Origin of the sequence: Streptomyces sp. NPDC007808 (assembly GCF_042868655.1) — a bacterium.
Classification (GTDB): Bacteria; Actinomycetota; Actinomycetes; order Streptomycetales; family Streptomycetaceae; genus Streptomyces.
This window is the reverse complement of sequence record NZ_JBIAEQ010000001.1, coordinates 1,162,530-1,176,488: the sequence shown is the minus strand read 5'-3', so window position 1 is coordinate 1,176,488 and position 13,959 is coordinate 1,162,530. Positions and strand designations below refer to the sequence as shown.

Here is a 13,959-nt window from a genome sequence, read left to right as displayed (position 1 = left end):
TCCCACCCCACCCCCTGCCCGGGAGGCTTCATACTGTCCGCAGAATCCGCCGCCGTGGTCCGCGCCACGCTGCCTGTCGTGGCCGACGCGCTCGACGAGATCACGACGCGCTTCTACGGCGCGATGTTCCGCGACCGGCCGGAGCTGCTCGACGGGATGTTCAACCGCGGCAACCAGGCCGGCGGGACGCAGCGCCGGGCGCTCGCCGGCTCCATCGCCGGGTTCGCGACCGCGCTTCTCGACGATCCGGACACCCGCCCGGACGCGCTGCTGGACCGGATCGCGCACAAGCACGCCGCGGTCGGCGTCACCGACGACCAGTACACGATCGTGCACAAGTACCTGTTCGCAGCGATAGCCGAGGTCCTCGGTGACGCGCTCACCCCGCAGGTGGCGGCCGCCTGGGACGAGGTGTACTGGTTGATGGCGGGCGCGTTGATCGGCAAGGAGGCGCGCCTCTACCAGGAGTCGGGTGTGCAGCCCGGCGACATCTGGCGGCAGTGGACGGTCGTCGAGCGCCGCGGCGAGACCGCCGACGTGGTGTCCTTCCTGCTCCGCCCGGCGGACGGCCGGCCGGCACCGCGGGCGCGGGCGGGCCAGTACGTGAGCGTACGGGTGCTGATGGCCGACGGGGTGCACCAACTGCGCCAGTACAGCCTGTCCTGCGACCCGGGCGGGGATCTGCGGCGCATCACCGTCAAACGGGTCACCGGCACGTCCGGCCTGCCGGACGGCGAGGTCTCCAACCTGCTGCACGACCAGGTGCGGGAGGGCGACGCCCTGACGCTCTCCGCGCCCTTCGGCGATGTCTTCCTCGATGACCCGGCCGACGCCGCCACTCCGGTCGTACTCGTCTCCGCGGGCATCGGCGGCACCCCCATGACGGGCATGCTGGCCCATCTGGCCGCCCTCGGTTCGCCCCGGCCGGTACTGGCCCTGCACGCCGACCGCTCCCCCGCCGACCACGCCCTGCGCACCGAGACACGTGAGCTGCTCGGTCGACTGCCGGGCGCGCGCGGGGTCTTCTGGTACGAGCGGCCCGGCCCGAAGGAACCCGACGCCCGCGAGGGCCTGATGAACCTCCACGGCATCGAACTGCCCGAGAACGCCACCGTGTTCCTTTGCGGCCCGCTGCCGTTCATGCGCGACATCCGCGCACAGCTGCTGAGGGCCGGCGTCCCGGCGCGCAGCATCCGCTACGAGGTCTTCGGCCCCGATCTCTGGCTGCCCGGCCCTACCGCCTGAACGACCTCCACCGTCCAGCACCACCCTCCGGAAAGGGAATCACCATGACCAGCGACAAGGCCCAGGCCGCGCCCACCGTGCGGCTGCGTTGCGACGGCCCGGTGGACAAGGACACGCTCGACTACGCCCGTACGAAGATCGACGCCGTTGTCAACCGCCCGGGGCTGCCCGCCGTCACCGGCGAGGTCCGGATCGTGTGGGCGGCCTCCCACCCCGCGGCGCACCCCTGGTCGGCCACGGCCGATCTGCGCGTCGGTGGCCGACAGGTGGTCGTGCACGCCGAGGAGGCCACCGGCCGGGAGGTCGTCGACGCACTGCATGACCGGCTGCGCCACCAGACCCGCAAGGCCGCCCACGCCTGGGACGACGGACACCGGGCTGCGGCGCCGCCGTGGCGTGGCGGTCGGCAGTCCGCATAGGTGTACGAGGACAGACGGCCCCCGTCGGTGACGGTCCATCCAACGGGCCGTCAGCCCCTGCCCGCGCATGTCGCGGCGTCTCCCATGGGGCCGTCCGGCCCAGGCAGGTGACCAACGGCCCACTGACGGCGCCCCGGGCACCGGAAACAGTGAGACCTGCGGTTGACGACCGACCGTATGGAACGAGGAGTTGTGTGATGGCGAAGGCGTACCTGGTGGGCAGCGGAATCGCGGCGCTTGCCGCGGCCACGTTCCTGATCCGCGACGGCGGATTCGACGGAGCGGACATCCATCTCTTCGAGGAGCAGCGGCGGATCGGTGGCAGCCTGGACGCGGGCGGTACGGCCGACGCCGGCTACACCATGCGCGGTGGACGGATGTTCGAGGCCGAGTACCGCTGCACGTACGACCTGTTGTCCGGCATCCCCACCCTCGACGACCCTTCGGTGTCCGTGACGCAGGAGATACTCGCCGATCACGAGGACTTCGCCTGGGACGACATCGCCCGCCTCGTCGACGGCGACGGGAAGATCCGTGACACCCGCTCGATGGGGTTCTCCGAGCGCGACCGGCTGGAGCTGGTCCGCTGCCTGGCCACCCCTGAGGGACATCTGGACGGCAAGCGGATCACCGACTGCTTCGGCGAACACTTCTTCACGACGAACTTTTGGTTCCTGTGGTGCACCACGTTCGCCTTCCAGCCCTGGCACAGCGCCATCGAGTTCCGCCGCTACCTCAAGCGCTTCGTCCACCTCCTCCCCGACCTGTCGTCCCTGTCCGGCATCCACCACACCCGCTACAACCAGTACGACTCGATCGTGCGGCCCCTGACCGTCTGGTTGCGCGAACGGGGCGTCACCGTCCACACCAGATGCCACGTCACCGACCTCGGACTCGCACCGGGCCGCCGCAGTACGCGGGTCGAGCGCATCCACCTGTCCCGCAGCGGCCGTGACGAGCAGATCGAGGTGGCACCCGAAGACCTGGTCCTGGTCACCAACGGCTCCATGACCGACGCCGCAACCCTCGGCTCACACACCACCGCACCGCCCCCGCGTCCCCACCGCTCGGACGCCTGGCTGCTCTGGCACCGCCTCGCACGCGGGCGCGACGACTTCGGTGACCCGGCGGCCTTCGACAAGCGCGTCAAGGAGTCACGCGGGGAGTCGTTCACCGTGACGACGAGGGACCCGGCGTTTCTCCGCGCGCTGGAGGAGTTCAGCGGGCGCGAGACCGGCAAGGGCGGTCTGATGACCTTCACCGACTCCAACTGGCTGCTCACCATCGTGGCCGACCGCCAGCCCGTCCACCGCGACCAGCCCGAGGACGTCTCGGTCTGGTGGGGCTATGCCCTGCACCCCGGCCGCGCGGGCAACCACACGCCGAAGCCGATGACGATGTGCTCCGGCCGGGAGATCCTCGACGAGGTCCTGCACCATCTCCCCTTCGACGAGTCGCTCGCGGACCGCGTGCTGAAGACGTCCACGGTCGTGCCCTGCCTGATGCCGTACATCACCAGCCAGTTCCTGGCCCGCCGCCGCGATGACCGGCCGAAGGTCGTACCCGAGGGGTCGGTGAACCTGGCCTTCATCGGCCAGTTCGCCGAGGTGCCCGACGACGTCGTCTTCACCGTCGAGTATGCGGTGCGCACCGCCTGGACAGCGGTGGCCCGCCTCCTCCACCTCGACAGGCAGCCGCCCCACGTCTACCGGGGCCACCACGATCCCCACGTCCTGGCCGCCGCTCTGGAGACCATGCACCGTCGGTGACCCGAAGCGTGATCAGGTGACGGCCGGCCGCGCCGCCGCGGCCGCTCCTTCGAGCCCTGGCGCCGCCATGCGGACGAGGTGCCGCGCGGGACGCCCTCTGGGGAGCCGAGCTCAGCGGGCGGCGCGCTCCCGCGTGGTGCGGCGCAGCCCGATGAGTTCGGCGACCGCCTCCAGCCAGCGGGCCACGACCTCGTCGCCCTCCACGGGCCGGGCCACGGACGCGGCCGCATCGAGCCAGCCGCGCACCAGATCCGAGGCCGTCGGCTCGGGCAGCAGCTCGGGCAGCCGGGCGGTGTAGCCGGTGCCACCGCTGCGGACGGTTTTGCCGAGGAACGCCACCGAGCGGGGCCGGACCCCGAGTCGGTCGAGCGTGACCGCGGCGCCCACGGCTCCGTCGCCGAACAGGGCGTTGCGACGGGGGCCGAGGGCGCCGATGCCGTAGCGCAGGAGCATGGCGACGTCGGTCTGCGCCGCTTCTTCGTCGGTCTTGCTGGGATTCATCGGTGTTTCCGTTCCGGTCAGCGCACGGTGACCGTGTAGATGAAGTACGCCGGGTCGTTGCCGGGGCTGCCCGTCGCGGTGCGGTCGTCGCCGTCGGGGCAGACGCCCAGCACGCAGTAGCTCATTTTGATCTTCGTGGTGCCGGCGGCAACGGCCTCGAAGGTGAAGGTCTGCGTACCGTCACCACCCCCGTCGACACCGCTGTCGCCCCCGAAGTCCTCCTCCCGGTGGCCCTCCTGGCGCACCGTGGCACGGTCGGGACCGGGGTCCACGATGCTCCAGTCCTGGCCCATCGAGGGGTTGGCCGGGAGCGTCAGCTCGAACGTGTCGCCCGCGTCCACTTCGATGGACTGCTCGTCGGCCTCGAACGTCTCGGGGCCGACGAGGCCGCACCCGGACAGCATCACCGCCGTCAGCGGCAGGGCCAGGGCGGTGGACAGGCGGTGGCTGGACTTCACGGGGATCGGCCTTCCGTTCACTGGGCGGGCAGGTGGACGCCGTAGGCGTCGGGCAGATCCTTGTCGGAGGCCTTGCCCATGTTGCCGTTGACGAAGTCGTCCTCGCTGACCCATGTTGTCGTTCCCCACGGGTTGTAGACCTGCAGCATGTCGCCCTCCTGACCGACGATCATCATGGAGTGGCCGACCCGGTCGCCGTTCTCGTCCTTGCCCTCGACGCCGATCGGCACCGGTCTGCCCTCGGCGACGGCCCGCTGGATGTCGGGCAGCGCGTCCCGCCGGTCGTCCGCGCTCCGGATCTCCTGGAACTCGTACTCGCCGCCCGTGTGCGGGCTGATCTCCTTGTTGGAGATCTCGGTCTTGCCTTCGTTGTCCATGCCGTCGGGTGTCGTACCGAAGGGGAAGTCGTACTCGTCGTTGCCGTCGCCTTCGTCGTGCATCCGCAGCTGCTCGTCGCGCAGCCGCTCCCGGAAGGCAGCAGGGTCGTCCTCCTGCCCGGACGGGCCGCCGGTGAGTTCGAGGGCGTACACCGGATCGACCATGGCGCGCCCGGTGACGACGGTCGACGGCACGCAGGTGTTGCCTTCCTGCGACCATCTCTCGCCCTTGAACGCCTGCTGGTCCGTGTTGTGGTTGGAACCCTTGTTGGGGCCGCTGGTGTTGATCCCCTCGTCCTTCATGCTGTCCCCGGCCGTGGTGACCGGCGTCAAGTGCCGCTGCAGCCAGTCCGGGTCCTTGCCGTGGATCTTGTCGCGGAACTCGCCGACCTCCTTGACGTCGTACCCGGCGGCCAACGCCTTGACCAGGTAGGCCCGTTCCTGAGGGGTCTTCGCCTCGGCGAGCATCCGCTCGAACTCGGCCTCCTCGCGGGCGTCGAGGCGCTCCATCGCGCGGCCGGAGCGCTCCAGGTCGTTCGCGGTGAGCAACTCGTTCATCTCCGCCGGGCCGCCGGGACCCGCGATGTCGGCGAGCACGAGGCGGTCCGCTGCGGAGATGTTGTCGGTCTTCATCTGGCCCGCACGGGCCTCGGAGGCCAGCTTGTTGAGGTCACGCGCCGCGGCCCGCGCCGCGTCGTCGGCCACCTCCGCCGCGGTGTGCATCGCCTTGGCGCCCGCGGCCGCGATGCTGCGGGCCCGCAGCCGCTCCGCCTCCTCGGCGTCCTTCTCCACCATGTCGTCGAAGAAGCCGTCTTCCCCGCCGAGCATGCCGAGCGCCTCGCGCAACTGCTCGCGTCCGCCCTTGTCCTTGGCCTTGGCGTCGGTCAGGGCGTCGGCCAAGCGGTACAGGGCGCCGGCCGCACCGCTGAACGCCTGCTCCATCTGCTCGGCGGAGCGGGCCGCCGCCATCACCACCTCCGACGCCCGCGCCCCGGTGCTGCCCACCCAGGCGTCGGGCAGGCCCTCGCTCGCGACCTTCTGCACCCGCCGGTGCACGTCGGCGACGTCGTCGATCTGTTTGCGGTAGGTCTTGGCGAGCCCTTCGAGGATCCCCGGCTCACCGACCGGCGCCGAGACGCCCAGGGCGTTGTCGATGGCCCCGATCAGATCGTTCTTGCTGTCGGCCGAGGAGATGGACTGGTGATACTCGGCGAGCTTCTGGCGGCGGTCGGTGGTGGATTCGCCTGCGTCGGGCATGACGGTGCGGCCTTCTGTCGTGGTGAGGGCAGGGGTGTGGACTCGTACGGGTACGAAGGACGCTCAGCCGAAGTCGGACAGGCCGCGCGGCGGCGTGCCGGGCGCGGGCATGGTGCGGTGGCCCGGCGCGGGAGCATCCCCTGCGGGCGCGGGCATCGTCGTCACGCCCTCGCCGCCGGCCGCGCTCATGCCCCGGACGGTGGCGTGCTCGGCGCCCTGGTAGGTCGCCTTGGACGTCCGCACCTTGTCGGCCAGTTCGTGCAGGGCGCTCTCCAGGACCTTGGCCTCCGCCTGCCAGTCACCGGCGAAGTTGTTGTAGGCGGGGCCCGCGTCGGAGCCGCCGAGCGCGTCCGAGGTGTAGCAGGCGGTGTCCTTGACCGCTCGGGCGATGGCGCCGACGTCGTCGCCCGCCGTGTCGAGTGTCCGCGCCTCGCTGTCCATCGCGCTCGTCTGAAGGCGATAGCCCCCGGCGTGCCCCTGCACGGTCATGTCCAGCCCCCGTTTTCCTGATCTTGAGCGCGCAATGTAGCAGGGGGCGATGACATGAACGCAACGACCTTCACCGCCTCTACCCACAACAGCGGGTTGACGACCACGACCACCTGGCGGACACGGTGGCTGCCCGACTCACCCCTGCGACGTCATCGTCCCAGCGGCCGATGTCGAGCCGCGAGCACGGTGACGGTCGTCCCCGGATGCGCGACGCCCGGCAGTGCCGACTCCCCCAGAGCTGTTCGCGGCGTACTCGGCGGCGGCGGTCACCCCCTGGCGCCCCCGCTCCCGCACCGAAGGGCCTGCCGCCCAGCCCGGACCAGCGCCGCCGCCACCGCGGGTGCCATCCGGCGGCCGGCGCCGACCCCCACCACCGACCGGGCGGCACACGGCAGTTGAGTCCCACTAGGATCGGGCCGCATGCAGAGCGCAACGCCGGCCGGGGCCTTCGACGATCTGGCCGACAGCTACGATCACCGGCACCACGACGAGATCGCGCGAGCCCTGATCGCGTGGGTGGGGCCCGGCCCCGACGACGCGGTCGCCGACGTGGCGTGCGGGGCGGGTGCCGTCTCCCTGCACCTCGCGCGAAGCCGGCCCTCCACCGCCCCTCCGGTCCTGGCCGTCGACCTGTCCACCCGGATGATCTCGGTGGGCAGGAGCCGGGCCGCCGGCCTGATTCCTGACGCGGCGATCGACTGGCGGGCCGGTGATGCCGTGCCGCTGCCCGTCGCCGAGCACTCGCTGGACGTCGTGCTGTGCGCCTCGTCGCTGCACTTCCTGGGGAGCCGGGCGCCGGCCGACTGGCGGCGCGTCCTGCGTCCCGGTGGCCGGGTGGGCTTCACCCTGCCACTGGCCACGCACTTCCGGCCTTCGGAACGCTTCTCGCGTCTCCTCGCAGCCGACGTACCGCTGCCCCGCACCGCTCAAGAGGCGAGCGCCTGGGCGACGGCCTGCGGGTTCACCGAGGCCGATTCGCGAGTCCACGTCCTCGGCACACGGCGGGTGGTGCTCACCTCGGCGACGAGCCCGGACGGCCCCTGAGCGACGCGGAGCGGCCGTGGGAACGAGCCGGTTCGAGGTAGCTCGCCCGGCGGGCTTCCCAGGAGCGCGTCAGCGGGTCCCGCACCGCCCGTGCGCACAGCCCCGCCGGAGTGACGACCGTGAAGTACAGCGCGCCCAGGCCCAAGTGGCGCAGCCGCTCAGTCCATCGGGATCTCGGCACGCCAGTCGGCCTCCTCCCGCCACTCGGGCTGGTCCCGCTTGTCCAGCAGATGGTCGCCGAGGACCAGGAGGTCGATCCGGGTGCGCATGAAGCAGGCGTACGCCTCCTGCGGGGTGCGAACGATCGGCTCGCCGCGCACGTTGAAGGAGGTGTTCACCAGGACGGGGCAGCCCGTGCGGTCCCGGAAGGCGGTGAGCAGAGCGTGGAACCGCGGGTTGTGCTCGGCCGTCACCGTCTGCACCCGGGCCGAACCGTCGACGTGGGTGACCGCCGGGATCGTGGAACGCGGGACGCGCAACAGATCCAGGCCCGTCACGCCGTCGGCCGGCGCGCACTCCTGCCGCCGGGCCGCGGCCACCTGCGCGGTCAGCAGCATGTACGGGCTGTCCTGCGCCAGGTCGAACCAGTCCTTGGCGTCCTCGGCGAGCACCGCGGGCGCGAAGGGGCGGAACGACTCCCGGAACTTGGTCTTGAGGTTGAGCGTGGACTGCATGGCGGGATCACGGGGGTCGGCGAGGATCGACCGGTTGCCCAAAGCGCGAGGCCCGAACTCCATCCGCCCCTGGAACCAGCCGACCACCCGGCCCTGAGCGAGCTCCGCCGCGACGCGCTCCACGAGCTCGCGCTCCGCCAGCCGTACGGCGGGGCATCCGCGTCCGGTCAGGAACTGTTCGATGTCGCGGTCGGAGAAGGCGGGGCCGAGCAGCGCTCCCGCCATCGCGTCCGTGCCGCGGGCGACATGGGCGCGGGGCGCTCCCCGGCGGTGAGACTCGGCCAGGGCCGCTCCGAGGGCTCCGCCCGCGTCTCCGGCCGCCGGCTGGACCCACACCTCGTCGCAGCCGCCGTCGGCCAGGATCCTGCCGTTGGCCACGCAGTTGAGCGCCACGCCACCGGCCAGGCACAACCGGCGCTCCCCGGTGCGCTCCAGCGCCGTCCGGGCCAGCCTCAGCATCACCTCCTCGGTCACCTGCTGCACGGACGCCGCCAGGTCGAACTCCCTTTCGGTGAGCGGGCTTTCCGGAGTTCGGCGCGGGCCGTCGAACAGCTCCTCGAAGGCCCGGCCGACCATGGTCTGCCCGTACTGGAAGGTGAAGTGCCGCAGATCCAGGCGGAACGAGCCGTCCGGCTTGACGTCGATCAGCCGCTCCCGGATGAGCGGCGCATAGCGCGGCGTCCCGTAGGGCGCGAGGCCCATCAGCTTGTACTCCCCCGAGTCGACCTTGAAGCCGCAGAAGTACGTGAACGCCGAGTACAGCATGCCGAGCGAGTGCGGGAAGCTCAGCTGCGCGAGCGGGACGAGATCGGTGCCCCGGCCGTGCCACAGCGTGGTCGTCGCCCACTCCCCCACACCGTCGACGCACAGCACCGCAGCCGACGGGTAGGGGCTGGGGAAGAACGCCGAGGCGGCGTGTGAGGCGTGGTGCCGGTAGGGCACCACCGGCGGCAGTGTCCGCCCCGGCGCCAGCTCCCGCAGCCGCGCCCGTACGTCGTCCAGGGCGCGCCGCTTCCAGCCGGCCCACTGCGGAAACGCCCGGCGGAACACCGGGAAGCCGTAGGGGGCCGTGGCGAGCCAGGTGGCCAGCACCCGGCGGAACTTCAGCGCGGGGTCCTCGTAGAACGCCACGGTCGCCACGTCGTCGAGGCGCAGTCCTGCCTCGCGCAGGCAGGAGGCGACCGCGTGCGCGGGGAACCGGGAGTCATGGCGGCGCCGGGTGAAGCGCTCCTCCTGCACCGCCGCGAGCGGGGTGCCGTCGGCCACCAGGGCCGCGGCGCTGTCGTGGTAGTAGGCGGAGATGCCCAGGACCGGTCGGTCGGGCCCGCCGGTGCCGTGACGGTCGGCACGCGCGGTGCCCCTGGCGGGCCGCATGTCAGAACAGCGGGTAGACGGAGGCGTCGTCCTCGGGCTGGGGCCGCAGCCTGGGCGGCGGCGGTGTCTCATCGACCGCCGGGTCGTCCGGCGGTGCGCTGGGAGCAGCACCTGGGCGGGCCCGGTCGCGGAGCCAGGAGGCCAGGCGGCGGACCGCCGGCGCGGGTGTCGGTTTGCTGTCGTCACGCATCGGGGTCTCCTCACGCCAGGTCGAGTCGGTCCGCCAGCTGCCGGGCCTCCAGGTCGTACCCGAGGTCGGTGCAGTGCACGCGGTCGATGAACAGCCAGTCCTGCGGCCCTGCGGCCTCGCCCATGGCCACGTTCATGTCCAGGAACGGCACGTCGAGGCGCGCGCATCCGTCGGCCAGCCGGCGGGCGTAGTCGCGGCCGACCGCCATGGTGGAGATGTCGTTGTGGAATCGGCGGAAGTTGGACACCTCGTCCAGCTCCTCGAAGAGCTGCTTCTCGCGGGGCAGCGGTTCTTCGCGCACCCAGGGCGCGAGCGGCTGGAGCACGAAGGTCAGTCGGGCGCCGAGGGCGTCCGCCAGCAGCTTCCACCCGCTGAGGTGACGGACCGTCAACTCCGTGGCATGTGCGACGCGCTGATCCGGCGGGGGTACCACGTCGGGGGCGGGGCCGCAGTCGAAGAAGGCGCCGTGGCGGCCCTGCTTCTCCTCGGGCAGCCTGCTGAGCACCAGGTTGTTGACCCCGGAGAGCAGCACGATGTCCTCGATCGGCGGGAGTTCGTGCCGGAAGAGGGTGAACAGCAGCAGCTCCTGGGCGGAGTTGTGGCTCTGCCCCGCCATGTTCAGCCAGGGCAGCCGGGGCGCGTGTTCGTTCCACAGGCGCGCGGTGATCGTGGCCGCGTCACTGGTGGCGCCCACCCCGAAGACCGCGGAGCTGCCCGCGAGCACGCGTGCCGGGCCGTCGGGGCGGTCGTCGCCGACCGTCGCCCGCAGGCCGCCGGTGCCCGGGGTGACCCGGAAGCCGTGCCGGTCGGTGGTGTACACGGGTGTCTTCTCGTTGCCGTACTGGAAGTAGCCCAGATAGGGCTGGTCCTCCAGGACGAAGGTGTAGTGCTCCATGTGCGGGGTGAACTCGGCGCGGGGTGACGTCATCGCGAAGGGGCTCCCGTTGGTGCGCTGCGGTGGACTGTCTGGGGGGGCGTATAGCTCAGCGGGCAGGAAACGGAGGCGGCGGCTCGGGCAGGGAGCCGGGGCGGTCCTCGCGGATGAGGTCGGCGTTGATGGCCATGCCGGCCAGCCCTCCGCTGGCGGCGGCCATCGCGGCCTGCTGCATGTTCCGGCCGAGGTCCCCGGCCACGTACAAGCGGGGCAGGCTGGTGCGGCCACGGTCGTCGGTCTGGACGGACTCCAGGTCAGGGGCCTGCAGCCAGGGGCGCAGCGGGGCCACCCGGGGCTCGATGTCCAGGTGCAGGAAGAGCGCGCCGTAGGTCGTGGACCGCCCGTCCCCGAAGACGACCTCGACGCCTTCGGGGTGCGGCTTGAACTCGCTGACCGTGTCGGTGCGGACGGAAACCTTGGCCGCGGCGAGCCGGTCCCGCTCGTCCTGGGGCAGTTCGCGCCGATCGGTGAGGTAGGTGATGTCGTCGGACCACACCGTCAGGGTCGCGGCCAGGCATTCACCGGGGACGCTCCCGCCGTAGACGGCGAAGCTGCGTTCGCGTACCTCCCAGCCATGGCAGTACGGGCACTCGAAGACCGACCTGCCCCACAGGTCGGCCAGGCCCGGCACGGAAGGCAGCACCGAGCGCACTCCGGCCGCGTACAGCAGGGTGCGGGCGTGGAAGGTGCCGGACTCCTTGGTGGTGACGACCACGTGATCGCCGTCGCTCGCGGCCGACACCACTTCGTCGTCACGGAACGTCACGTCGTAGGCGGCGAGTTGAGCACGGGAGCGGGCACGGAAGTCGGCGATGGACGCCCCGTCGTTGGTGAGGACGTTGTGCATGACGCCCGCCGCCATGTTGCGGGCGTCGCCCGAGTCGATGAGCAGCACACGGCGGCGTGAACGGCCCAGGTAGAGGGCTCCGTTGAGGCCGGCCGGGCCGCCTCCGACGATCACCGTGTCGTAGAGCTGTGCGTCCAATGGTCACCCCTTGTCGAGAAGGTTCACTGCGCTGTCGGCTGGTCGGCGGGAGGAGCGGGGGTCTCGCGCAGCGGCGCGAGCAGCAGGAGGGCGCCCACGGCAAGGACGCTCCCGCACACGAGGAACACCGCGGGTACGGACAGGGCCTCGGCGAGCAGTCCACCGAGTGTCGCGCCGACCGGCATGCCGCCCCACGCGCACAGCCGGGACACGCTCATCACCCGGCCTTGGAGGTGTTCCGGGGTGAGCCGCTGGCGCAGCGACATCACGGGGATGTTCCAGCCCATCATGAAGACGCCGTTGACGGCGAGCGCCAGAGCGGCCAGGACCGGGTGGCTGATCAGGCCCAGTGCGGCGTACGCGGCGCCGGACGCCACCAGGGACCACCGGGCCAGTCGGAGGGTGGGCAGCCGGTCGGCGGCCCAGGGGGCCAGCCGGCTTCCGGTGACGGCGCCCAGCGAACCGGCCGCCAGCAGCAGTCCGTACCCGGTCTCGTCCAGTCCAAGGGTGCGGTCGCTGAGCAGCACCAGCATCGAGAAGGTGGCTGAGAACACCACGCCGTACAGGGCGCTGGCCGCCAGGGTGAGGCGCAGGGTGCGATGGCCGAGGACGAAGCGCAGTCCCGTTCGGATGTCGCGCAGCACTCCGCCGGGTGGCTCGCCGGGTTCCGTCTCGCGGGCGGTACGGGCGGTACGGGCGAGCGGCGCCAGGCCGAGCAGCAGCAGCGCGGCCACGGCGTACAGCACTCCCCCGGTGGCCAGCGCCACGGCGGCGGTCAGGCCCATGAGCAGGCCTGCCACGGGGGGTCCGACCGTTTCGTTGAGGACGATCTGCGCTGCCGACAGGCGGCCGTTGGCGCGCTCCAGGTGCCGCTCCTGCACCAGCCGCGGGAGAATCGCGGGGGCGGCGGTGTCGGCGAGGGTCTCGGCGATGCCCAGCACGAACGCCAGCACGTACAGCAGGACCAGTGGGCGGTCGTCGGCGAGCACCAGGGCCGCGCCCAGCAGCGCGGCCGCGCGGACCAGGTTGCTGCCCAGCACGATCAGGCGCCGGTCCGTCCGGTCCACGAGGACGCCCGCGGGGAGCGCGAACAGCAGCCAGGGCAGCATGTTGACGGCGGTGAGTCCGGCGACCGCCGCCGGGTCGGGGTGGTGTGCCACCACCAGCAGCGGCAGCAGCGTGCGGGTGATGCCGTCGCCGGCGTTGGAGGCGACCGCCGAGGCCCACAGCCAGCGGAAGGGGCGTCCCAGGTCCACCCGGCGGGCCGGGCGGGTCCCGGAGCGGATGGTGCTAGGCAACAACGCTCCCCTCACTCCACGTGCGCAGCCCCAGCAGCCGTTCGCCCAGGTCCGTCAGCTCGGCCGGCCCGTACAGTTCGGCTTCGTCCTTGCGCGCCCCGCCCTCGGGGGGATGCGGGGGGATGCGGTCCTGCCAGAACCGCACTCGGGCCTCACGCAGCTCCGTGTGGTCCTCCCAGGCGGGTGCCATGGTCAGGTACTGCGCCATGCGCACCCGGGACTCGGAGTCGTTCGGGTGCACGCCGTGCGGCAGCAGACTGTTGAAGATGATCAGGTCGCCGGGGGCGACCTGAGGGGTGGTGATCGAGTAGCCGGTGATGTCCGGGGTGAAGGGGTCGCGGTCGGCGGGCTGGCCGCTGACCCACTTGTCCCACTCGGTGAAGATCTCCGGCACGCACTGGAAACCGCCGATCTCCTCGTCGCCGTGGGTCAGCGAGAGCACCGCCTGGCAGCTCACCGGGAGCGGGTCGGCGCAGGTGTCCACGTCCCAGTGGATGAAGCCGTCGAAGGCGCGCGGCCCCCGGTTGGGCGGGTTGACGTTGGCGAAGTCGATGGTGACCCACAGGTCGGCGCGGTCCCAGATGTCGGCGAATGCCTCGTACACCCGCGGGGTCTGCCGGATGTCCCACTGGGCTTGGTGGTTGTACATCTCGACCAGCCCGCTGTGACCCGGCAGCCGGTCGTTGCCGGTGTGCGGCGAGCTCCAGGTCGAGGGGTCGTCCGGGCGCATGTCGAGGAAGGAGAACAGGGCCTCGGTGAGCGCGGAGACGGTCTGCGGCGCGACGGCCTGACGGACGATCACATAGCCTCGGTCGATCCAGTGGTCCCAGTCGGCGGCGGACAGGACACGCAGCGGTTGCGTCTTGTGGATGTCTCGCAGTTGGGTGGCGGCCACGGGCACTCTCCTGTGCGGGCGGGGAGCGGATGCGGGGTGGACGGCGG

General features: G+C 71.7%; 14 protein-coding genes. 4 read left to right on the top strand and 10 right to left on the bottom strand.

All coding sequences use genetic code 11. The features are described from left to right. Nucleotides 1-30 precede the first annotated feature (30 nt). From ACFYNL_RS05065 to ACFYNL_RS05055, 3 genes are all read left to right on the top strand, one after another. Nucleotides 31-1,245 (top strand): globin domain-containing protein, encoded by a 1,215-nt coding sequence (locus tag ACFYNL_RS05065; protein WP_388797330.1) that lies wholly within the window; start codon nt 31-33, stop codon nt 1,243-1,245. Between the two features lie 44 nt (nt 1,246-1,289). Next, the gene (locus ACFYNL_RS05060) at nt 1,290-1,664 is read left to right on the top strand and encodes a hypothetical protein (RefSeq protein ID WP_388796562.1); all 375 of its coding nucleotides are present in this window, start codon (nt 1,290-1,292) and stop codon (nt 1,662-1,664) included. A 197-nt stretch (nt 1,665-1,861) separates the two neighbouring features. Beyond that, nucleotides 1,862-3,433, top strand: a complete 1,572-nt coding sequence (locus ACFYNL_RS05055) for an oleate hydratase (RefSeq protein WP_388796560.1) — start codon at nt 1,862-1,864, stop codon at nt 3,431-3,433. Nucleotides 3,434-3,544: 111 nt separating this feature from the next. Here the strand turns inward: ACFYNL_RS05055 and ACFYNL_RS05050 are convergent, their stop codons facing one another. From ACFYNL_RS05050 to ACFYNL_RS05035, 4 genes are all read right to left on the bottom strand, one after another. Then, entirely contained in the window at nt 3,545-3,934 is a 390-nt protein-coding gene (locus ACFYNL_RS05050; protein ID WP_388796557.1) for a hypothetical protein, read from the bottom strand. 17 nt (nt 3,935-3,951) lie between these two features. After that, the gene (locus ACFYNL_RS05045; protein ID WP_388796554.1) at nt 3,952-4,392 is read right to left on the bottom strand and encodes a protease inhibitor I42 family protein; all 441 of its coding nucleotides are present in this window, start codon (nt 4,390-4,392) and stop codon (nt 3,952-3,954) included. A 17-nt stretch (nt 4,393-4,409) separates the two neighbouring features. Beyond that, nucleotides 4,410-6,026, bottom strand: a complete 1,617-nt coding sequence (locus ACFYNL_RS05040; RefSeq protein ID WP_388796551.1) for a WXG100 family type VII secretion target — start codon at nt 6,024-6,026, stop codon at nt 4,410-4,412. A gap of 63 nt (nt 6,027-6,089) precedes the next feature. Next, nucleotides 6,090-6,515, bottom strand: coding sequence for a WXG100 family type VII secretion target (locus ACFYNL_RS05035; RefSeq protein ID WP_388796548.1), 426 nt, complete (start codon nt 6,513-6,515; stop codon nt 6,090-6,092). Between the two features lie 423 nt (nt 6,516-6,938). Here ACFYNL_RS05035 and ACFYNL_RS05030 point away from each other — a divergent pair, with 423 nt between their 5' ends. Next, the gene (locus ACFYNL_RS05030) at nt 6,939-7,562 is read left to right on the top strand and encodes a class I SAM-dependent methyltransferase (RefSeq protein ID WP_388796545.1); all 624 of its coding nucleotides are present in this window, start codon (nt 6,939-6,941) and stop codon (nt 7,560-7,562) included. 158 nt (nt 7,563-7,720) lie between these two features. Here ACFYNL_RS05030 and ACFYNL_RS05025 read toward each other — a convergent pair whose 3' ends face one another. Genes ACFYNL_RS05025 through ACFYNL_RS05000 form a run of 6 tightly spaced genes read right to left on the bottom strand, consistent with a single transcriptional unit; the run spans nt 7,721 to nt 13,912 of the window. Beyond that, the gene (locus tag ACFYNL_RS05025; RefSeq protein ID WP_388796542.1) at nt 7,721-9,610 is read right to left on the bottom strand and encodes a carbamoyltransferase; all 1,890 of its coding nucleotides are present in this window, start codon (nt 9,608-9,610) and stop codon (nt 7,721-7,723) included. 1 nt (nt 9,611) lies between these two features. Beyond that, nucleotides 9,612-9,800 (bottom strand): hypothetical protein, encoded by a 189-nt coding sequence (locus ACFYNL_RS05020; protein WP_388796539.1) that lies wholly within the window; start codon nt 9,798-9,800, stop codon nt 9,612-9,614. Between the two features lie 10 nt (nt 9,801-9,810). Beyond that, a complete protein-coding gene (locus tag ACFYNL_RS05015; RefSeq protein ID WP_388796536.1) occupies nt 9,811-10,728 on the bottom strand; it encodes an Inducer of phenazine A in 918 nt (305 codons plus the stop codon). Nucleotides 10,729-10,783: 55 nt separating this feature from the next. Then, nucleotides 10,784-11,719 (bottom strand): NAD(P)/FAD-dependent oxidoreductase, encoded by a 936-nt coding sequence (locus ACFYNL_RS05010; protein ID WP_388796533.1) that lies wholly within the window; start codon nt 11,717-11,719, stop codon nt 10,784-10,786. 23 nt (nt 11,720-11,742) lie between these two features. Continuing rightward, the gene (locus tag ACFYNL_RS05005; protein ID WP_388796530.1) at nt 11,743-13,017 is read right to left on the bottom strand and encodes an MFS transporter; all 1,275 of its coding nucleotides are present in this window, start codon (nt 13,015-13,017) and stop codon (nt 11,743-11,745) included. After that, nucleotides 13,010-13,912 carry a phytanoyl-CoA dioxygenase family protein gene (locus ACFYNL_RS05000; protein ID WP_388796527.1) on the bottom strand — a complete coding sequence of 301 codons (903 nt, stop codon included), beginning with the start codon at nt 13,910-13,912 and terminating at the stop codon, nt 13,010-13,012. The genes ACFYNL_RS05005 and ACFYNL_RS05000 overlap by 8 nt, the downstream gene beginning before the upstream one ends. Nucleotides 13,913-13,959: the final 47 nt, after the last annotated feature.

Excerpts from the sequence above, each read along its gene's own strand:
- ACFYNL_RS05060 (WP_388796562.1), top strand. The coding sequence starts at position 1,290 with ATGACCAGCGACAAGGCCCAGGCCGCGCCCACCGTGCGGCTGCGTTGC.
- ACFYNL_RS05055 (WP_388796560.1), top strand. The coding sequence starts at position 1,862 with ATGGCGAAGGCGTACCTGGTGGGCAGCGGAATCGCGGCGCTTGCCGCG.
- ACFYNL_RS05050 (WP_388796557.1), bottom strand. The coding sequence starts at position 3,934 with ATGAATCCCAGCAAGACCGACGAAGAAGCGGCGCAGACCGACGTCGCC.
- ACFYNL_RS05040 (WP_388796551.1), bottom strand. The coding sequence starts at position 6,026 with ATGCCCGACGCAGGCGAATCCACCACCGACCGCCGCCAGAAGCTCGCC.
- ACFYNL_RS05035 (WP_388796548.1), bottom strand. The coding sequence starts at position 6,515 with ATGACCGTGCAGGGGCACGCCGGGGGCTATCGCCTTCAGACGAGCGCG.
- ACFYNL_RS05030 (WP_388796545.1), top strand. The coding sequence starts at position 6,939 with ATGCAGAGCGCAACGCCGGCCGGGGCCTTCGACGATCTGGCCGACAGC.
- ACFYNL_RS05025 (WP_388796542.1), bottom strand. The coding sequence starts at position 9,610 with ATGCGGCCCGCCAGGGGCACCGCGCGTGCCGACCGTCACGGCACCGGC.
- ACFYNL_RS05020 (WP_388796539.1), bottom strand. The coding sequence starts at position 9,800 with ATGCGTGACGACAGCAAACCGACACCCGCGCCGGCGGTCCGCCGCCTG.
- ACFYNL_RS05015 (WP_388796536.1), bottom strand. The coding sequence starts at position 10,728 with ATGACGTCACCCCGCGCCGAGTTCACCCCGCACATGGAGCACTACACC.